Consider the following 20,034-nt stretch of genomic DNA (forward strand, 5'->3'; position numbering starts at 1 on the left):
AAAAGGAAGAGAGGTGTATAGCAATGCGTTGGATACCAACATTATTTATTTTGCTATTAGCAATGGTCAGTGGCTTATACATTCTTGTTAATTTAAAGAAGCTTCCTCGACCATATTTTGTTCTCTTCTATTGGCTGTATTTCGTAGGTTTAATGGCCGTTTTGTTCATGCCGATTTCTATCAATGGAATAACGGTCAAGATTCTGCCACCTGGATTGGGTCGCGTAAATCTATATGAATTACAATTATCCGGAATTGAGTTTTACGAAAATATTATTATGACTGTACCATTTGGCTTTTTTATTAAAAAAGTATTTCCAAAGTTTCCATTAATATTACTAGTTATTTTAGGGATTTTAATTGGATCTAGTTTCGAGTCTATGCAATATGTATTGTCACATCATTTCTTGATTGATCGTACAAGTGATATTAACGATGTGATTTCTAATGCTATGGGTGTTGTCATTGGTGGTGTGATGGCAATGATTTACAATCTTCTTTCAAAAGATAACTGATAACTACCTATTAATACGTTAATATATTAATATGGAGGGACAGTTTATGAGTTGGATATTTGTGATGATCTTGGCGGCTACATTGGCAGGATTTGTTCAAGGAGTGACTGGCTTTGGTTCGGGAATTGTTTTGATGGTCTTTTTACCACAGCTTTTACCGATTGATCAAAGTGCCGGAGTTTCTACGTTGACGATGTCAATTGCTATTATCATGGTAGCTTGGAAGTATCATAAGGCTTTGAAGTGGCAAAAATTAGTTGGACCGTTTTTGATTTATATTGTTATGGCTATTTTCTCGCTACATTTAAGTAAATATTTGGCGGCCGGATATTTAAAAATATTACTGGGATTATTATTGATTATTTTGGCGGTGTATTACACTGTAATGAATTTGAAGTCGATTTCAGTTAAATCAATTTCATTTTATGTCATGGCAGTCTTTGCATTGATTTCAGGATTCTTCAATGGAATGTTTGGTATTGGCGGGCCGTTGATGGCATTGTACTTTTTGATTATTTCTAATTCTAAAGAGAATTACTTAGCTAGTATTCAGACTTTCTTTTTAATTGATACGATTGTCATGACTAGTTTACGTTTTTCGACCGGAATTTTAACAGTAGACAATTTGAAATTTGTTTTAGTGGGATTTATAGGGGCTATTTTGGGAACTATTTTAGCCAATCGTTTGGTTAGTCATTTGAATATTCGGATTATGGAATTTTTTATTTATGTTTTTATTGGAATTAGTGGCTGTTATTACTTGATAACGGCTTTATAATGAGAACATTTACTTGCATACATGGAAAATAGTCCGTATAATGCAATTTAATTATGTTTAAGAAATGAGGATTATATATTTGATTACTGTAAGTAACGTTAGTTTGCACTATGCTGATCGTAAGTTATTTGAGGATGTAAATATCAAATTTGCCCCAGGCAACTGTTACGGCTTAATCGGCGCAAATGGTGCCGGTAAATCAACTTTTCTAAAAGTGTTATCAGGTGAGATAACTCCTTCAACTGGTTCTGTTAAATTAGGACCTAATGAACGTTTGGCTACTTTGAAACAGAACCACTTCGACTATGATGACTACACAGTTATGGAAACTGTTCTTATGGGTCATGCCGACTTGTATAAGATTATGCAAGAAAAAGATGCCATCTACATGAAGCCTGACTTTAATGAAGAAGATGGTCTAAAAGCTGCTGACTTGGAAGCAAAATTTGGTGAAATGGGTGGCTGGGAAGCTGAAGGTGAAGCCTCTCAAATGCTTCAAGGCCTAAATATTCCTGAAAGTCTTCATCAGGAAAAAATGGCTAATCTAACAGCTGGTCAAAAAATTAAAGTGTTATTAGCTCAAGCTTTGTTTGGTCAACCAGATATTTTGCTATTGGATGAGCCTACTAATGGACTTGATGTTGATTCAATTGATTGGTTAGAAGAATTTTTGATCAACTTTGAAAACACAGTTATTGTTGTATCCCATGACCGTTACTTCTTGAATAAAGTATGTACATACATGGCTGACTTGGATTACAGCAAGATTCAACTTTATGCTGGTAATTATGATTTCTGGCAACAATCTTCAGAATTGGCTCAACAAATGAAGCAAGATCAAAATTCTAAAAAAGAAGAAAAAATCAAAGAGTTGCAGGACTTTATTGCTCGTTTCTCGGCGAATGCTTCCAAATCTAAACAGGCTACTTCTCGTAAGAAGATGCTTGATAAGATTACATTAGATGATATTCAACCAAGTTCACGTCGTTATCCATTTATCAAGTTTGTGCCTAATCGTGAAATTGGAAATGATTTACTACAAGTGAAAGATCTGACTATTTCTATTGATGGGAAAGCCGTTTTGAAGAATGCTAACTTTATTTTGAATAAGGACGATAAAGTAGCCTTTTTAGCAAAAAATGATATGGTAACAACAGCCTTATTCAAAGTTTTGACGGGTGAGTTAGAACCAGATTCAGGTACGGTAACTTGGGGTGTTACAACTAGCCAAGCATATTTACCAAAAGACTTTAACTCAATGTTTAATGAAGATACATCAATTATTGATTGGTTACGACAATTTGCTGAAAAGGGCGAAGATGATGATACATTCTTACGTGGTTTCTTAGGTAGAATGTTGTTCTCTGGGGATGACGTTACTAAGAAGGTTAACGTTCTATCTGGTGGAGAAAAAGTTCGTGTCATGCTATCAAAAATGATGTTGTTGAAGGCTAATGTTTTACTACTTGATGATCCAACTAACCATTTAGATTTGGAATCAATTACAGCCTTGAATGATAGTTTGATCGACTACAAAGGTTCAATTCTTTTTGCTTCACATGATCACCAATTTATTCAAACAATTGCTAACCGTTTGATTTACCTAACAGCAAATGGTGTGATTGATCGAGCAGATACTACTTATGATGAATTTAGAAGTAATGATCAAATTGAAGCACAAATTAACGAATTAGATAAATAAGCAAAATCCCGATTCCAAAATGGAGTCGGGATTTTTTGGTGTAACGATTAAGGATTATCAGAATAAATGATATTATATATTCAAATTATCCGAGGAGAGTGAGCGTAATGTCAGAGATAAAGCCTCTTTCATCATTAAAAGAATATACAAAAATATTTGATGAATTAAAGGAGGGAAATCCAATAGTCTTTACAAAGGATGGTAAAGAAGTAGGTACATTGGTTAGTTCAAAAGAATGGAATAAGATACAAGCCGAAATAAAATTGTTGAATGAATTAAATCATGAAGATAACTCATTTGATGGTATGTCATTAAGTGAGTTTAGGAAACTACATGATAGAAATCAAAAATAAATAATCAATATTCAAGGAGCTATTTACTTAAAATACCTAGTCCACCAAGAATGATTCCGACAATTAGAACAGAAACAATTAATCTCGTTGAATTCATTTTCTTTTTGCCTAGTAACCAGTAACAAATTGCTACCAAAATGACTGGTACAAGAGAAGGCATAATTTGATTTAAAATTGATTGAGCCTTAAGAGTAACTTTACCAGTTCTGAAAACTAATGGGACTTTAACTGATACAACAGTTGGAATCAATGCACCAACAACGGTAACACCGAGTAGGATTGCTGAATCGGTAATTTTGTTTAGCTTGTCACCAGCAGCATAAATTAGTTTTTCCCCTTGAGAATAACCTAATGGTAATAATGAGAATCTTAGAAACAGTACGGCAAAATTAACTAAAAGCCAAATAATTGCACCGATTGGATTTCCATGAAGTCCCATATAGGCACCAATTGACCCAAAAATAGTAGGAAGAATAACTCCAAAGATGGTATCACCAACACCCGCAAAAGGTCCCATTAAGCCGGTCTTTAATCCAGCAATCGTATCCTTTGCTTTTATTCCTTCCTTTTCCTCAATAGCCATATCCATACCGATGATGAATCCACCAACGTAGGCATTGGTATTAAAAAATTGGTTGTGCATTTTCATCATTTCTACACGATCATTATCTTTTGAATAGAGTTTTTTAAGTGTTGGAAGCATGGTATATAGATAACCAGTAGACATCATTCTTTCATAATTCCAACAAATTTGACTTGACCAAAGCCAACGCCAGTTAGCTCTGAATAAATCTTTTTTTGTAATGACTTTATTAGTTTTCGTATTCACCGAGTTCATTTTCAGTTTCCTCCTCACGTGTAGTATTCTCTGAATTTGAACTATTACTATTGTTACCTTGCTTGTAATGCATAATAGCTAGTGCTAGGCCTAGGAGAGCAACTCCAAGCATTGGAACTTTGAGATATGAAGCTGCAATAAAACCGATTATTAAGTAGGAGATGAATTTCTTTGTTGGTAAAAATCTCAATAAAATGGCAATACCAACCACTGGTAGAATACCACCAGCTACATTTAATCCATTTGATAGCCAAACAGGGATGGCATTAACAATTTTAGTTACAACGCTATTACCGACAATCAACATAACAAATACAGGAATCGATCTAGATAGTCCCCAAGGGAACACACCATAGATGATATTTCTTGCCACATTTTTTGTATCATTTTTATCAATATATTTATCGACTTTATGTAAGAAGAAAGTATTTGTAAATCTTGCTAATACATCAAGCTGAACCATTAATAGTCCGACCGGAACGGCCAATCCAATGGCGAAGTCGACACCTTTACCTGTCATAACTGCATAAGCCGTACCGATAATGGCACCGGTCATAAAGTCAGGCATACTTGCACCGCCGTAGGTACCAACTCCCAGAACCATTAATTGAAGAGTGGCACCTACAACTAGTCCAGTCTTTAAATCGCCCATTATAATACCCGAAACAAATCCAATTAATAATGGATAATTACATAAAATACCAACAGTAATTTGATCAATAATCATCCAAAATGATAAGCAGGTTAGTAATAATATTTGCCACCAAGCAATACTCATAGTAATTTACTCTCCTTTATCCAATAATTTCATAAAATTTTGTTTTTTATCATTTGGCACCATTTGGTGATATAAATTAATTCCTTTACTATTCAAATCATTAAAGACTTTTACATCTTCTTCTGTGACAGCGACACTCTTAGCAACTTGTCGAGCGCCTTGTTTCATTGAAATATTTCCAACATTTATATCTTTCAACTTAACCCCATCATCTGTTAATTTACTTAATACAGCAGGGTCTCTAACAATAATAAATACTCTTTGTCCAGCATATTGATTTTCTTTTATCCGCCTTGCCGCGCCGTCCGTAGTTAAGATACTCAGATGTACACCACCTGGAACGGCTGTTTTCAAAGTCATTTTTTGAACATTGCTTTTTACAATATTATCGTCAATTACCATAATTCGACTGGCAGATAAGCTACTTGTCCACATGGTAGCAACTTGACCATGTATCAATCGAGCATCAATTCTGACATTGATAATTGGATCTTTATTGGACGTTTTTTTAGATGATTCTTTTGTTACCTGTCTCTTGATGTTTGTTTTATGCAGATTTGATGGATCAATCTCCATCAAGAATTTTTTGTTCTCTTCAAGAGCATTCTCGATAGGAGTGCCCGTTGCAATTGATAAAACTATGGATGTAAGCTGATTCCTGAGACAACTTTTAAGAGAGGGTATAATGAATAAATCGTCTCTCAAAAGGAAGGAATTTTTACATGCCAACTCGTTACGACAAAGAATTCAAACAAAACATCATCAACCTATATAAGCAAGGCGAATCAGCTGCCCAACTGGCCAGAGAATATGGCATTGGCTATTCAACCGTTCATAAGTGGATCCAGGGCCAAGCCAAAACTCAATCCGGTAAATCGCCAGACGAAATTAAAGCGATGGAAAAGCGGCTGGCTTCCCTGTCTGAGGAGAACGAAATCCTAAAAAAAGCCCTGGGCTTCCTTGCGCAGAAGTAACCAATATTTTTGATTACATTCACCAAGAAAGCCATCACCACCAGGTAACTAAGATGTGCCGAATCCTCGGTGTTTCCAGAGCTCAGTATTATCGTTATCGATCCCCAAAGCCTTCAAAACGCCGGGCCGAAGATGCGGACTTAAAACAACGGATTCTGCGGATCTTTGCGGAATTTAAGCAGCGATACGGTGTTATGAAGATCCACCATGAATTGAATCTGGAACTTCAACCACTGCAGCGTCGGTGCAGCCCAAGACGGATTTCCCGGCTCATGAAGGAACTGGATATCCACTCCGTTACCGTCAATAAATGGAAAGCGGCTTCGGCTTCCAAAACCAAGGTTGAACAGCGTCCCAACTTGCTTAAGCAGGATTTCTCGACCACTGGTTTAAATCAAAAATGGACCGCTGATATGACCTATATTCAAACGAAGCGTAATGGCTGGTGTTACTTATCAACCATCATGGATCTGCACTCAAGACGAATTATCGGCTATTCATTCTCAAAAAAGATGGATACTGATTTAGTCTTAAAGACCCTGGAAAGCGCGGTTAAAAATCGAACCATTACTGGGGACCTGATTATCCACACAGACTTAGGATCACAGTACACCAGCGATGATTACAACCAACGGTTAACAGAACTACATATCCGCCACTCTTACAGCCGTAAGGGGTGTCCATACGATAATGCACCAATGGAATCTTTTCATGCTTCCCTCAAAAAGGAATGTGTTTATCCAGTGCCGGTCTTTGAGAATTATGAAACTGCCGCTGCTGTCCTTTTTGAATATGTGCATGCTTTCTACAATAGGAAGAGAATTCATAGTTCACTGGGCTACCAGACCCCCTTACAAGTTGAAATCGCAACACTTGCGAGCCAAATGGCCGCCTGATTTAATGCTTTCCAGGGTTCAAATAAGTTATTAATCACGATTAATGATTTATTTGAGCTGTGGAAGGTAAACGCGGTTCTGAATGTCTCTTAAAACCTGTCTCAAATATTGACTTCAATCCACTAGTCCAAAAGAAAGTCCTGAGAAAACTCTAACGTCTTTGTGTGTTCCCTTAAAAATCAAAGCAGAATTAGCTGGAGTTCCACTTTTGATATCACAAATAATATAGAAGAAATCATCATTATTTTTTTCATATAATTCTTGATATTTCTTTACTACATCATCAATTCCCATAGGATCTTTAAAAGATACTACCTGGAAATTATTTAGCTTACCAGTAATCATTTCACAGCTACTTAGAGTTTCTTTTGAATAATTACCATGACTAGCTAATACATACATAAAAATTCACCTCCGACATATTTAATGTGTTAACTTGATTTCAAAATTAACTTAACACATTAAGTAAGTGAATACAATTTTATTTATTTAGCTAATGAATGCTTATATATCAAGAGATTGTGGCGCAAAATCGTCATTTGAATAATCATAGCCTAATGTGTTATCCTAGTGGCAAATATTCGAAAAAGGAGTTTGTAATGATGAGTATGCCTGTAGAGAGAATAAAAAATTATGAACATATGGGACTTGGACTGTTTATTCATTGGGGACTTTATTCTCAATTAGAACAAGGAGAGTGGACAGAATTCATCCATAACATTGATCAAAGTAAGTATGAAAAGCTAATAAATACTTTCACCGCAAAAGACTTTGATGCTGAGTCAATTGTTAAAAGAGCTAAAAGTATGGGTGCTAAATACATCGTTTTAACCACAAAACATCACGAAGGTTTCTTTCTTTATGATACAAAAGGACTTAGTAGTTTTGATGTAATGCATAGTCCTGCGGGAAGAGATTTAATTAAAGAGTATGTCGATGCTTGTCATAAATATGACATTAGTCCATTCTTTTACATGGCATCCTATGATTGGCATAATCCTTTGTATAAAGATGATTTCAATAGATATTTGAAGTATTTACAAAAATCGGTGGAGTTGCTATGTAAAAATTATGGAAAAATTGGTGGTCTTTGGTTTGATGGTAACTGGAATAAAAAAGATGCCAATTGGCATCTTGATGAATTGTATGGGACTATTCGCAAATATCAACCAGAAGCTATTATTATCAATAACACTGGTTTGAAGAATATGGGGAAGGTCATTAACTCAGAAATTGATGCTGTGACTTATGAGCGTGGAATTCCCGACGTAATTAATCATGGGGAAAAGAATCAAAAGTATGTTGCAGGAGAAATGTCAATTACCTTAAACAAACATTGGGGTGTCGCTGCCAATGATGTTGACTATAAATCTCCAAGGGAAGTAATTGAAACTATTTGTCATGGGAAAAAAGTTGGTGCAAATGTATTAGTAAATATAGGACTTACAGGTACCGGAAGAATTCCGATTATATCTCAAGAATATATGAAAATGATTGGTCTTTGGATGAAATTTTATGGCCAAGCTATTTATAGTGCAAAGCCAACGCAAGTAAAAGCTGCGGAGGGACTAAAGGATTTTGCATTAAGTGATGGAGAAAACGATTATTTATTTATTTATAATATTAAGGTCACTGGAAATAGTAATGTAGTCTTAGGTGGTGAAGGTACAAATCCACGTTCCTTCGTTGGAATTAACAAAAAAATAGAGAAAATAACCTGGTTGGATAACGATGAACAATTAAATTTTTTACAAAATAATGATATGCTTACTGTTAACGCAACCGGTTTCAGGTATGGGACTGATTTGATAGTCCGTGTGGCCAAGGTTGACTTTGAAAACTAAGGAGAAAATCTCGGTAAATGTCAGTGCCTAAGTATAAAGAAATAATAGATGTTTTAAACGAAGAATTAGGTGGTGGAAAATTACATCAAGGAGACAAGTTTTACAGTGAATCTGAAATTTGTAGCCGATTTAATGTAAGCTCAACCACTGCGGTAAAAGTATTGAATGTTTTGCAGCAACAAAATAAGGTTACTAGAATTAAAGGAAAAGGTACTTTTGTTGCAAAAGAAAATCATAAAAGTGTTGTCCTTTACACTGATCTAAATATGTCTAATGGTCATTCAGAAGGAGTTAAGGTTTTAAATGTTGAAATCAAAGATGACAAGACAGTATTAAAAAAAATGGGGCTTCATTCAAGCGACAAGTATTTAAAAGTAACAAGGATAAGATGTATTGGAGAAAAAACATCTCAATATTCTGTAAGTAATATTCGCTTGGATTATATTGATAAGAATAAATTAGATGATGATAGTAATTTTGACTCTGTTTATAGCAGAATTAAGGAAGATGCTGGGCTAGATCCTTATAAATTGCCGTACACTCAAAGAACAACTATAAGTAAGGTGAAAGATTCAAATATTTTAAATTATTTTAACGGTACAAATGATTTATATATATATCAAGAAAGATTAACTTATTTACCTATCGTGGATAATTCTATTCTAGAATATGCATATACGTATAAATTGCCAGAATTTTGGGGTATGGAAACTGAATCAGTCTTTGGTGGAAATATTTAAACAATGGGATTCTCATTGTAAAAGTTTATAATCTCAAGAAGTAACACTTATTGATGATTTAAAATAATTATATTTAGATTTTAAAGAGACTGTTTTATCACAGTCTCTTTATTTTTATAAATAAATGAAAAAATTTTCTTTCAGTCGATCAATATCATTTTGAAGATGTTTTTTTGAGATAAAGTAGTTATTTTCATGTAAGGCCTCCATATAAAACAATATTAATTATATTCTGACTAAATTAGAAATAAACAAAAAACACAATAACTTCATAATTTCGTCAATCAATTTTAAGTTTGCTTAAATAAACAAGTTTTAAAGTATAAGTATCAATTAGCAAATGACAAATTATGAAAGGAGTGTTGGTTATGCGTTTTATACCTTTACTAATAATATTAACTATTTCGATAATCAGTGGTTTAATCATCAATTATAATATTAAGGAATTTGAGAAGCGTCATTTCTATCTAATAAGTCTAGTTTATTTAACCTTTTTAGGAATGATTCTCTTTACACCAATTTCGTTCGATGGAACATCGGTTTATGCGATGTCGGCGGGAACTGGGCGGGTAAATCTGCATCAACTTGATATAATTGATATCGGTTTTGCGGAGAATATTATTTTGACGGTGCCCTTAGGGTTCTTAATTAAAAAATTATTTCCACACGTATCGATACTTTCAATGGCCTTCACTGGTTTTATGATTGGTGGTGGAATTGAAACAGCTCAGTATTACTTATCACATATATTCCTGATCAATCGGACTAGTGATATCAATGATGTGTTGGCAAATGCTTTAGGTATTGTCGTCGGTGCTATCATGATGGTAATTTATGAATATATCATTAATAAAAAGACAGTTGTCGCAACTAAATAAAACAATTAATAGGTTAATATCGACAGAATTAATCTATTAATTGTTTTTTTATGCTAGAATTTTAAGTATATGGGGGCGCTTACAAAATGGAACAAAGAATAATTGATGCAATAATGGATTTTAGAAACGGAGCCAAAACTAGCGATGACGAACGTGATAAAGGACTTCCAACTGAAGTTGAAGGTGTTAAACGTGTTGACGATATAGCTTATGGACCAGATTCGAAGTGGAATTTATTAGATCTTTACTTACCAGAAAATGTTGAAGGACCAATTCCTACTATTATAAATATTCACGGTGGTGGTTGGTGCTATGGTACTAAAGAAACTTATCAATTTTATGGATTGAATTGGGCCCAACGAGGATTTGCATTCGTAAATCCCAATTATCGTTTGGCACCAGACGTAGTTTTCCCAGAAGAGTTGGACGATGTCGATCGCTATATTCATTGGGTAGCTGATCACGCAGCTGAATACGGTCTTGACACTAATAATGTTTTCCTAATAGGAGATAGTGCCGGTGGACAAATGGCGGAACAGTATACTACTATTTTGACTAATGAAAAATATCGTCAGATGTTCGGTTACGAATTAACTGATCTGCATTTCCGTGCGGTAGCTTTAAATAGTTCGGCTAATTTCATGTTTGACCCTGGAACGATTACAGATGTGGTTGGGGCTTACTTCACACCAGAGCTTTTGAATAGTAAGCACGATCAGATCAATACAGAAGAGTATATTCAATCCAATTTTCTACCAACATATATTTGCACTGCCAATTACGATTTTATTCGTAACAACTCTGTTAAATTTGACGGCTTTTTGACAGCTAAAAAAGTTCCACATGCTTTCAAAATGTATGGTGATGAAAAAAATCCACGTGAACATGTCTTCTTAATCAATCAAAAAGATGTGATTGCTAAACAAGCTAATGACGATGAAATGGCGTTCTTTAAGAAATATTTAGTCAAATAAGACTATTCGGTAGTAAAAACTTGTCAGAGGAATTATCGTATATCATACTAAAATAAAGAGTTATTTATATGATGGAGGTTCAATGATGGCAAAAGTTTTTATTGCTGGCAAAATTCCAGATAAAGCGACAGCCTTACTAAAAGCAACTGACTTAAAGATTGATATGTATACTGATGATAAGCTAATTGATGCAACGACTTTAAAGCGACATGTGGCTGATAGTGACTTTTTGATTACACCACTGTCAACACCAGTCGATCGTGATGTGTTGGATCACGCTCCTAAGTTGAAGTTAATTGCCAATTTTGGTGCTGGAACGAATAATATCGACACGATATATGCGAAAAAGTTGGGTATACCGGTAACCAATACGCCGATTGTCTCAACTGTTTCAACAGCCGAGTCTACTACTGGCTTAATTATTGGCTTGATGCATCGTATCGCTGAGGGCGATCATCTGATGAGGACAACCGGCTTTAATGGTTGGGCACCGCTATTTTTCCTAGGTCATGAGTTACAAGGCAAGACATTAGGTATTATAGGATTAGGTCAAATTGGACAAGCTGTTGCTAAGAGAATGCATGCTTTTGATATGCCAATTCTCTATACTCAGCACCATCGTCTCCCCGTTAGCCGTGAAGTCGAGTTGGGAGCCAGATTTGTACCTCAAGCTGAACTTCTAGAAAAGTCCGATATTGTAACTCTACATTTACCACTAAATGAACATACAAAACACTTATTAGGTGCTAAGGAATTTGCTCAAATGAAATCCAGTGCAGTCTTGATCAATGCCGCTCGCGGACCAATTATTGATGAGGTAGCTTTAACACAAGCATTGAAAGAGCATATTATTGCAGGTGCAGCTTTAGATGTTTACGAACATGAACCAGAAGTGTCAGATGAGTTAAAACAGATGCAAAATGTTTTGCTTACACCACATTTAGGTAATGCTACAGTGGAGGCACGTGATGCTATGGCAACAATTGTCGCTGAAAATGTTATTGCGGCGGCTGCTGGGCAACCAATTAAGTATATTGTTAATGGACTATAAAGTGATGGAGGGAAAGCTATGTTTGCTAATTTGATAAATGAAAGTAGTCAAAATCAGTTAACTGTCAAAGTAGGTTTTTCTTGGACTGAAATGTTTTTCGGATTCTGGACACCAGTTTTTCGCTCTGATTTTAAGTGGGCTGCTATTCTAGTTTTGGCGGAAATATTGTTTGGTTCATTCACCTGGGGTGGTGGTGCCTTTCTAGTAACCTTTGTTTTCGCTTTCTTTTACAATCGTCTTTATGTGAAAGATATGGTGGCTCAAGGGTACAAACCGGCCGATAAAGCGTCTACTGATATATTGAAGAGTTACGGTTATATTTAAAATAATTTCATAATAAGAGCTAGGTAAATCCAATATGGAATTACCTAGCTTTTTTGTATCTGTAAATGTTTAAAAGTCAAAATAACTTTAAATTTATTTTGATCAGTTTCCAAGTTAACTCTGCCACCAAGCGTTGTAACAAGAGATTGTACAATACTCAATCCCAGACCAACGCTATGATTAGTGCGAGAATTGTCAGCCGTGTAAAAGCGATTGAGTAGTTGATTACTATCATCGATATTCTCATTAGTTTGATTTTCAAATGAAAGTTGAATAATGCTATCTTCATTCTTTAAAGTGACAGCCATGTCATTTGAGGCATATTTCAGAATATTACCAATAAGATTTTGAAAGATTCGTTTGAACATCATTTCATCACTATTCACAATGATTTTAGGGGCAATCTTTATTTGAGCATTGATTCGTTTAGCAGTGAGTTGATCGTAATAGTTAAACAATTCCTTTTGCAAAGTATCGGATAAATTAAATTGGACGACACTAAGATTTTTACTCTTCTCCCGGATTAAATTAAAATCCATTAAGTAGTGTAGGTAGTAGTTGACTGAGTCAAGATTGTCCTGAACTCGAACTAGATCGCGTTGATTTTTACCAGTGCTCTGTTGTGTTAATAGCTGGACGTAGCCAATTGAGACTGTCAGCGGTGTTTTGATGTCATGGGTTAAGTTAGTCAGCATTTGATTGAACTGCCTATTTTGAATTGCTTGAGTTTCTTTCAGTTGATGGGTTTCATTAAGATTAAAGTTACAGGCCAGAGCCAATTTTTTAATGATGGGTAAACTAGTTCCAGTCGTAACTTCACCATTAGTATCATTTCTATTGATATATTCTAAATCTTTAGTAATTCGTTTGATATCATGCAAAATAAGACCAAGAATCAAAACTAAAATGAAGCAGATAACTGTTAAAAATATAATCATGAAGAACTCCTCCTCAGATCAAGCGAATACCGATGCCCCAGATAGAAACAATATAATTGTTACCAGTGGCTTCGGTTAATTTATGACGTAAATTGCTAATATGAACATTTAAAGTGTTGTCTGAACTTTCAAAATATTCTTCATGCCAGACCATTTGAAATAGCTGACTTTTTTCGTAGACTTGATGGGGATGGGCTAAGAGAATTTGCAGTAAATTAAATTCCTTTTTGGATAATACCAGTGGTTGATTGTTGGCAGTAACCTCATGAGTTTGGTCATTCAAGGTAATATTGTCATAGGATAATAAATGATTGTCGCCAGGTTGAGTCTGATTTCGTAATTGTACAGAAATACGAGCTTGCAATTCAGCAATATCAAATGGTTTAGTCAAATAATCATTAGCGCCGTCGTTAAGTAAAGCGACGGTTTTTTCTTTGCTTTGAATGGCAGTCAAGACAATAATGGGAATTTGTGATTGATTACGAATAACTTTCAAAACACTTTCGCCATTGATCTGTGGCAACATTAAATCCAAAATAACCAAATCTGGTTGGACGTTTTTGAATTCGTTGATGCCACTGACACCGTCAAGAGCTCTATAAATCAAATAATCATTTGATAGAACATCAAATAGAAGAGCCTGAATGTCTTCATTATCCTCAATTATTAATATTTTTGAATGCATGCTTTAACCCCTAATTATTTGTTACCTTAATTTTATCGTATAAAAAAGATGATTTCGTTAGAATTAATAATTAATTAAGGTTTATTTATATCTCAAATTAAGTAACGTTTTCTACTATATTAATTGAAGAGGAGGGATTGTTATGACAAAGACAATTCTGTCGGTAAATAATATCAGCAAGTCATTTGGCCGTTACAAAGCCATTGATAATGTGAGCTTCAACTTACAAAAAGGTGATATTTATGGTCTGATCGGATCTAATGGTGCTGGTAAAACCACTATTATGCGTTTGATTACACAATTATCGCCACTCAAGGTCGGTGAAATTAAGTTATTTGATCAAAAAATCAATCAGCAAGCACTTAAACATGTGGGAGCCGTTATTGAAACACCAGCTGCTTTTAGTAAATTGACGGTTCAAGAAAATTTGAAATTAGTTGCCATACAGCGCGGTATTAATGACACTAGAAAAATTACAGAAATAATTAAATTCGTTGGCCTAACAGAAAAAATTCATACGAAGGCTAAAGATTTGTCACTCGGTCAAAGACAACGTTTAGGATTGGCAATAGCCATTTTACCAGAGCCTGATTTGTTGATTTTGGATGAACCAATCAATGGACTTGATCCATCAGGAATCATTGAATTCAGAAAGTTATTAAAAAAATTAAATCAGGAAAAACAAATTACAATTTTAATTTCGAGTCATATTTTGACCGAGTTATATCAAGTGTCGACGCGATTTGGTTTTATCTATGATGGACAATTGATCAAAGAGATTACTAAAGAGGAATTGGATAAAGCCAATCGGTCAGGACTTGTATTAACAGTTGATGATGTTTCAAAAGCATCGAAAATTATTGACGAAAAGTTTATGGAAAAATTTACGGTAATTGATGATAAAAATATACTGATTCATTCATTGAATGTCGATCCTTCTAAATTGAATCGGGAATTGGTTGAAAAAGGTATCTCGGTTATCAGCTTGACTAAGAAAGAAAAATCATTAGAAGATTACTATACGAATTTGATAGGAGGGATTAAGAATGCTTAATCAATTACGAACTGACTTCTATCGTCTAAGTCACACTTTGGGGATCTATTTGACACTACTTTTTGCTATGGGATATTCAGCTCTTATCACTGGTAAAAATATCATTGGTGGAATTATGGTTACGACTGATTCAATGGCAAAATTGAATTCGACAAAAATTTGGACATTAAAGGATGGCATTAATGCCAGTACTTTATCATCAAGTCTTCTGGTATATGCTTTTATCGGTATCTTTGTAATGACAGTTGGCTATGAATTTAGCCAAAAGACGTATAAGAATACTTTGGTTTCAGGGATAACTCGAACACAATTTATTATTTCTAAATATTTGGTTATGCTGATCAATATTTTCGTATTAAGTCTGGTTTATTTTTTCACCAGTATCGTTACAGGGATGTTATCGTCCCGTTCTGTAGGCACAAGCTGGTCAAAATTGCTGGCAACAGTTTTTAAGACTTCCTTAGTAATTGCCTTTTTCATTAGTGTGATTTTTGGATTAGCCATCTTGGTATTGCTCTTAACATCTTCAATCGTGACTGGTTCGATTTTTATTGTGATCTGTCCAATTTTGGTAACAACGTTACATAACATTGCTAATTGGAGTTGGTTAAAGTACTTTGACTTCTTCAGTGTTGCAATGAAGATTAGCTTAGGCTTGATTCCTAATAATCAATTGTGGAATTACATTTCGATTAGTTTGTTAGTACTTCTAGTTACTATCGTGCTGTCAGTAATAGTGATCAGAAATAAGGAGATGTAATCTGATATGAAGAAGAAATACCTCATTGGAGTAGTAACCATTGCCATTGTAGGAATTTGGATTATCAAGAGTCCTCACGAATTGACCACCGCTCAGGTTTTACAAAGATTCAGTTGGGTTGTAAAGCAAAATGGTAACAGACAAGGTGTAGCAGAGTTCACGAAATCAAAGATGAGATTGAAAAATGGCCTACATCAGCGAACTTATAAGTATAAAGTTAATGATGAGGATGTATTAATTATCAAAAACGGTCAATATCGAGGAAGTTACGATATGAGAATGGAAGCGACAGATTATAAATTAGTTCCTAAAAAACGCGGTGTTTCGTTTTCATTGATTAGAAACGATTGATAAGTTTAAGAATAAAAGGTAATCACATGTTTAATATAATGTGGTTGCCTTTTTAGTATGAACAGACATATTTATTTTGTTATTTTATATCTTGAGGTTATTGAACATGACATAGATTCAAACTTTGGCCTTTGTTGATATGACAATGAAATGCTGAAAAATTATATTTAAGTATTAATAAATATAATTAATTCTATTGGAAATTTTTAAACTATATAATCTCACCAAATAAATGGACTTAATAAACTTGAGAAAATACCTTTCTTTATTCAGAAGTTATTGATAAGTTCTAAGCATTAATGATAGAAATGGAAGGAATAACATAATGAAAGCTAAAAAATTTATGTCTTTAGGTTTAGTTGTAGCAGCATCATTATGACAAGCATTAACACGGTTTCAGCCGATAGTACTAGTTCTTTTATACCATCAAAAAACGTTCAATCATCTATTATTGAATTTGCTAGTGGCGTAACGGTAAATGAAAAATCTATTCCACTGTATGACGTTAATGGTAAGCAACTTCCACGTTTCTTAGGAGAGGGTACTTCATGGCGTGTCGATATTCAAAATATCGTTGATGGGAATATTTATTATCGTGTGGGAAATAATGAATTTGTAAAGGGTGAACAAGTTGTTCTTTACAAAAATGATTCGGGTAATATCAAAATCAGCATTAGAACACCAGCAAGCCTTTATAACAGAAGTGGTGTTAGAATCTCACGTTCTTTAGCACCTAATACGGTTTGGCATACTGATCGATTCATAACGATCAATGGAATTTCCTATGTAAGAGTAGCAACAAATGAATATGTTCAAACGGTGCCTTTGTAGCGGTGGATTAAATTTTTGAATCTTAAAATAGTATTTATTTGAATGATTAGGGAGAAAAATTATGTGTGGAATTGTTGGCTTTGTCGATGGAAAGATTGCCGATAAAAAGCCAGTTTTGAATTCAATGATGGAAGCAATCAGACATCGTGGACCCAACAGTGCGGGGACACTTCAAGACAAGAATGTAGCCATTGGTTTTAGACGTTTGAGTATCATTGATGTTAATAATGGGATGCAACCAATCTACAACGAAGATAAGACGAAGGCTGTTGTCTTTAACGGTGAAATTTATAATTATGTAGAATTACGAGAAGAATTGAAATCTTTAGGACACATTTTCAGTACTTCTACGGATACAGAAGTATTGGTGCACGGATTTGAAGAGTGGGGTATCGACGAATTGTTAAAGCAAATTCGTGGTATGTTTGTTTTTATCATTTATGATTTTGAATCGGGTGAGATCACTGGTGCAAGGGACTTCTTCGGAATTAAACCTTTGTACTATTACAATCATAATGGTACCTTTCTGTTTGCCTCTGAAATCAAAGCTTTTTTGCATCATCCTAACTTTAAAAAAGAATTCAATGAAAGATCATTGAAACCGTTTTTAACTTTCCAATATTCAGCGACTGATGAAACTTTCTTTAAAAATGTTTATCGAATTCCTGAAGGCCATTATTTTACATTTAAGAATGATCAATTGAAGATTGTTAAGTATTGGGATATGAAATTTTCTGAAGAGAATTTATCTTTAGAGGATGCCGTAGATCAAATTGATCAGGCTATGCATGATTCGGTTAAAAAACATTCGGTTAGTGACGTGCCAGTGGGTTCATTGTTATCTAGTGGGGTCGATTCTAGTTATGTAACGGCCATCTTTAAACCACAACATACCTATTCTATCGATTTTGATACGAATACCTATGAAGAAGGTAGTGCTGCTTCAGCGTTGGCCTCAAAATTAGACTTGGAAAATACTAGAGGAATAGTGACTAGAGAAGAAGCTATCAAGGCGATACCATTGATTCAATATCATATGGATGAGCCAGAAGCCAATCCTTCGTGTGTTCCGCTGTATTTTTTGACCAAATTAGCTAGTAAAGATGTGACGGTGATCCTTTCTGGCGAGGGAGCCGATGAGTTATTTGCTGGATATGCTAACTACGGTTATCATTCACATTCTAAAGTAGTTCGAATTTTAGGGGAAAATTTAAAGAAGTTGCCAAAAGGAATAAGATACAATTTAGCACGTGGGTTAAAGCACCTTCCCAATTTCCCGGGTCGATTGCACTTATATGAATCAACCGCTAAAGCAGAAGAATTCTTCATTGGACAGGCTAAAGTTTTCAGTGAAATTGAAGCTAAACAATTATTGAAGTCTGAGTATCAAGATTCAGAATCAGTTTCAGAAATAGTAATGAAAAGTTATCAAAAAATCAGTCAATCTGAAGATGAAGTCAAGAAGATGCAATACTTAGATTTACATCAATTTATGGCTAAAGATATCCTTTTGAAGGCTGATCGAATGAGTATGGCTAATTCAACCGAATTACGAGTACCATTCTTAGATACAGAAATGGCGGAGATAGCAGCGAAGATTCCTACTAGATATCTGTTAAATAGCAAAGATAGTAAATATGCCTTGAGAGTAGCCGCCCAAAGAAATCTGCCTAAAGAATGGGCTAAACGAGAAAAATTAGGTTTTCCAGTTCCAATTAGGGATTGGATCAAAACAGATGATGTATACTTAGAATTTCGTAAATTATTCTCATCTAATTTTGCCGAAAAATTTTTTGACCAATCGCTAATTATAAAAATGTTGGATGATTGTCATGAAGGAAAGAATGATGATCGTCGTAAAGTATGGACGATTTATACTTTCTTAATTTGGTACAAGGTTTTCTTTATCGATGGTGGTAAGAAACCTGATGTTGATCCACAAGTATTACTTCAAGCGTAAGCAAAAAAGTCTAGTAAAGATGGAATTATCATCCAAAATTACTAGACTTTTCTTATACGGATTTTTTACAAAAACTGTAAATCGCTAATATAGTAAAGATTGCAATATAAACAGTATAACCAATAGAAATCTGTGTTAATGACAATTGAGTCATTTGATGAAGACCATGGTTTTGAATTTGTTCACCAAGATTCATCATGTTTAAAGGATTCCATTTGAGCCAGTCAAATTTAGCAATTAATGCAATTAACATTTGATTAAAGACGTTAATGACGAAGTAACCAATGATACCAATCATTAATGCAAGATTAGAACTATTGAGCAATGTTCCTAATAGAATAACTAGGCTCATTAAGAATAATAATGTTAAAAAGTTATTGAGATTAGTTAGTAACCAAACTTTCCAAATTTTATGAGTTAATTCAAGTTTATTAGCAAAAATAAATTTAAATACTAGGCTGACCAGTGAGTTACCGACAAAAAGTAAGATAGTGAAAGTTACCAATGTGATTATTTTACTAGTGATGACTTGAATGTAGGAAAATTTTCGATAGAGCAGAGAACGCAGGGTGCCAAATTGTCTTTCTTTAGTGATGATCGTACTACAGATGGCAATGACGAAGAAAGTAATTAGGATGATAGCCATGTAATTATTAAGAAAGGCATCCCTATCGCTTAAAAATTTGGGATATTTTTTGGAACAAAAAGCAACTAATAGTTGAAAAAGAAATAATCCAATTAAAAATATTTGTGTGCTACGTTGTTTCATAAGTTTATAAGATTCTTGTCTAATCAATGTTTTCATGTTTA

24 protein-coding genes are annotated in these 20,034 nt (G+C 34.3%); 17 read left to right on the forward strand and 7 right to left on the reverse strand.

Features of this window, described 5'->3' with window-relative positions; all coding sequences use genetic code 11:
* The first annotated feature begins 23 nt into the window (after nucleotides 1-23).
* From ACI6PB_RS05745 to ACI6PB_RS05760, 4 genes are all read left to right on the forward strand, one after another.
* A complete protein-coding gene (locus ACI6PB_RS05745) occupies nucleotides 24-515 on the forward strand; it encodes a VanZ family protein (protein WP_025085940.1) in 492 nt (163 codons plus the stop codon).
* 46 nt (nucleotides 516-561) lie between these two features.
* Entirely contained in the window at nucleotides 562-1,293 is a 732-nt protein-coding gene (locus tag ACI6PB_RS05750; RefSeq protein ID WP_404327909.1) for a TSUP family transporter, read from the forward strand.
* A gap of 79 nt (nucleotides 1,294-1,372) precedes the next feature.
* The gene (locus ACI6PB_RS05755; protein WP_404327910.1) at nucleotides 1,373-2,995 is read left to right on the forward strand and encodes an ABC-F family ATP-binding cassette domain-containing protein; all 1,623 of its coding nucleotides are present in this window, start codon (nucleotides 1,373-1,375) and stop codon (nucleotides 2,993-2,995) included.
* A 107-nt stretch (nucleotides 2,996-3,102) separates the two neighbouring features.
* Nucleotides 3,103-3,348, forward strand: a complete 246-nt coding sequence (locus ACI6PB_RS05760) for a type II toxin-antitoxin system prevent-host-death family antitoxin (protein WP_404280189.1) — start codon at nucleotides 3,103-3,105, stop codon at nucleotides 3,346-3,348.
* 19 nt (nucleotides 3,349-3,367) lie between these two features.
* On the opposite strand, the gene ACI6PB_RS05765 is transcribed toward ACI6PB_RS05760, so the two are convergent.
* Genes ACI6PB_RS05765 through ACI6PB_RS05775 form a run of 3 tightly spaced genes read right to left on the reverse strand, consistent with a single transcriptional unit; the run spans nucleotide 3,368 to nucleotide 5,540 of the window.
* The gene (locus tag ACI6PB_RS05765) at nucleotides 3,368-4,186 is read right to left on the reverse strand and encodes a PTS system mannose/fructose/sorbose family transporter subunit IID (RefSeq protein ID WP_404327911.1); all 819 of its coding nucleotides are present in this window, start codon (nucleotides 4,184-4,186) and stop codon (nucleotides 3,368-3,370) included.
* The gene (locus ACI6PB_RS05770; RefSeq protein ID WP_404327912.1) at nucleotides 4,161-4,964 is read right to left on the reverse strand and encodes a PTS mannose/fructose/sorbose/N-acetylgalactosamine transporter subunit IIC; all 804 of its coding nucleotides are present in this window, start codon (nucleotides 4,962-4,964) and stop codon (nucleotides 4,161-4,163) included. Before ACI6PB_RS05770 ends, ACI6PB_RS05765 begins: the two co-directional genes overlap by 26 nt.
* 6 nt (nucleotides 4,965-4,970) lie before the next feature.
* Entirely contained in the window at nucleotides 4,971-5,540 is a 570-nt protein-coding gene (locus ACI6PB_RS05775; protein WP_404351243.1) for a PTS system mannose/fructose/N-acetylgalactosamine-transporter subunit IIB, read from the reverse strand.
* 146 nt (nucleotides 5,541-5,686) lie between these two features.
* Here ACI6PB_RS05775 and ACI6PB_RS05780 point away from each other — a divergent pair, with 146 nt between their 5' ends.
* On the forward strand, nucleotides 5,687-5,938 hold the full coding sequence (locus ACI6PB_RS05780) for an IS3 family transposase (RefSeq protein WP_002816285.1): 252 nt from the start codon (nucleotides 5,687-5,689) through the stop codon (nucleotides 5,936-5,938).
* 17 nt (nucleotides 5,939-5,955) lie between these two features.
* A complete protein-coding gene (locus tag ACI6PB_RS05785; protein WP_309511212.1) occupies nucleotides 5,956-6,834 on the forward strand; it encodes an IS3 family transposase in 879 nt (292 codons plus the stop codon).
* Nucleotides 6,835-6,948: 114 nt separating this feature from the next.
* Here ACI6PB_RS05785 and ACI6PB_RS05790 read toward each other — a convergent pair whose 3' ends face one another.
* On the reverse strand, nucleotides 6,949-7,236 hold the full coding sequence (locus ACI6PB_RS05790) for a PTS sugar transporter subunit IIA (RefSeq protein WP_404327914.1): 288 nt from the start codon (nucleotides 7,234-7,236) through the stop codon (nucleotides 6,949-6,951).
* 200 nt (nucleotides 7,237-7,436) lie between these two features.
* On the opposite strand from ACI6PB_RS05790, the gene ACI6PB_RS05795 reads away from it, so the two are divergent.
* The 6 genes from ACI6PB_RS05795 to ACI6PB_RS05820 all read left to right on the forward strand — a co-directional run bounded on the left by ACI6PB_RS05795 (nucleotide 7,437) and on the right by ACI6PB_RS05820 (nucleotide 12,645).
* On the forward strand, nucleotides 7,437-8,678 hold the full coding sequence (locus ACI6PB_RS05795) for an alpha-L-fucosidase (protein ID WP_404327964.1): 1,242 nt from the start codon (nucleotides 7,437-7,439) through the stop codon (nucleotides 8,676-8,678).
* A 17-nt stretch (nucleotides 8,679-8,695) separates the two neighbouring features.
* Nucleotides 8,696-9,418 (forward strand): GntR family transcriptional regulator, encoded by a 723-nt coding sequence (locus tag ACI6PB_RS05800; RefSeq protein WP_404327915.1) that lies wholly within the window; start codon nucleotides 8,696-8,698, stop codon nucleotides 9,416-9,418.
* Between the two features lie 368 nt (nucleotides 9,419-9,786).
* Nucleotides 9,787-10,296, forward strand: a complete 510-nt coding sequence (locus ACI6PB_RS05805) for a VanZ family protein (RefSeq protein WP_404327916.1) — start codon at nucleotides 9,787-9,789, stop codon at nucleotides 10,294-10,296.
* An 86-nt stretch (nucleotides 10,297-10,382) separates the two neighbouring features.
* A complete protein-coding gene (locus ACI6PB_RS05810) occupies nucleotides 10,383-11,270 on the forward strand; it encodes an alpha/beta hydrolase (protein WP_404327917.1) in 888 nt (295 codons plus the stop codon).
* A gap of 85 nt (nucleotides 11,271-11,355) precedes the next feature.
* Nucleotides 11,356-12,321: a 2-hydroxyacid dehydrogenase family protein gene (locus tag ACI6PB_RS05815; RefSeq protein WP_404327918.1), complete on the forward strand. Its 966-nt coding sequence runs from the start codon at nucleotides 11,356-11,358 to the stop codon at nucleotides 12,319-12,321.
* Between the two features lie 18 nt (nucleotides 12,322-12,339).
* A complete protein-coding gene (locus ACI6PB_RS05820) occupies nucleotides 12,340-12,645 on the forward strand; it encodes a DUF2628 domain-containing protein (RefSeq protein WP_404327919.1) in 306 nt (101 codons plus the stop codon).
* A 44-nt stretch (nucleotides 12,646-12,689) separates the two neighbouring features.
* On the opposite strand, the gene ACI6PB_RS05825 is transcribed toward ACI6PB_RS05820, so the two are convergent.
* Nucleotides 12,690-13,583 (reverse strand): sensor histidine kinase, encoded by an 894-nt coding sequence (locus ACI6PB_RS05825; protein WP_404327920.1) that lies wholly within the window; start codon nucleotides 13,581-13,583, stop codon nucleotides 12,690-12,692.
* Nucleotides 13,584-13,596: 13 nt separating this feature from the next.
* Nucleotides 13,597-14,268 (reverse strand): response regulator transcription factor, encoded by a 672-nt coding sequence (locus ACI6PB_RS05830; protein ID WP_404280200.1) that lies wholly within the window; start codon nucleotides 14,266-14,268, stop codon nucleotides 13,597-13,599.
* A 142-nt stretch (nucleotides 14,269-14,410) separates the two neighbouring features.
* Here ACI6PB_RS05830 and ACI6PB_RS05835 point away from each other — a divergent pair, with 142 nt between their 5' ends.
* The 5 genes from ACI6PB_RS05835 (at nucleotide 14,411) to asnB (ending at nucleotide 19,224) form a co-directional block, all read left to right on the forward strand.
* Entirely contained in the window at nucleotides 14,411-15,322 is a 912-nt protein-coding gene (locus ACI6PB_RS05835) for an ABC transporter ATP-binding protein (RefSeq protein WP_404280202.1), read from the forward strand.
* Nucleotides 15,315-16,082, forward strand: a complete 768-nt coding sequence (locus ACI6PB_RS05840; RefSeq protein ID WP_404280204.1) for an ABC transporter permease — start codon at nucleotides 15,315-15,317, stop codon at nucleotides 16,080-16,082. Before ACI6PB_RS05835 ends, ACI6PB_RS05840 begins: the two co-directional genes overlap by 8 nt.
* Before the next feature lie 6 nt (nucleotides 16,083-16,088).
* On the forward strand, nucleotides 16,089-16,433 hold the full coding sequence (locus ACI6PB_RS05845) for a hypothetical protein (protein WP_404327921.1): 345 nt from the start codon (nucleotides 16,089-16,091) through the stop codon (nucleotides 16,431-16,433).
* 375 nt (nucleotides 16,434-16,808) lie between these two features.
* Nucleotides 16,809-17,264 (forward strand): SLAP domain-containing protein, encoded by a 456-nt coding sequence (locus ACI6PB_RS05850; RefSeq protein WP_404327922.1) that lies wholly within the window; start codon nucleotides 16,809-16,811, stop codon nucleotides 17,262-17,264.
* A 61-nt stretch (nucleotides 17,265-17,325) separates the two neighbouring features.
* Entirely contained in the window at nucleotides 17,326-19,224 is a 1,899-nt protein-coding gene (gene asnB, locus ACI6PB_RS05855; protein ID WP_404327923.1) for an asparagine synthase (glutamine-hydrolyzing), read from the forward strand.
* A gap of 52 nt (nucleotides 19,225-19,276) precedes the next feature.
* On the opposite strand, the gene ACI6PB_RS05860 is transcribed toward asnB, so the two are convergent.
* Entirely contained in the window at nucleotides 19,277-20,029 is a 753-nt protein-coding gene (locus tag ACI6PB_RS05860; protein WP_404280208.1) for an ABC transporter permease, read from the reverse strand.
* Nucleotides 20,030-20,034 lie beyond the last annotated feature (5 nt).

It is taken from the genome of Companilactobacillus paralimentarius (assembly GCF_963227125.1).
GTDB lineage: Bacteria > Bacillota > Bacilli > Lactobacillales > Lactobacillaceae > Companilactobacillus > Companilactobacillus paralimentarius.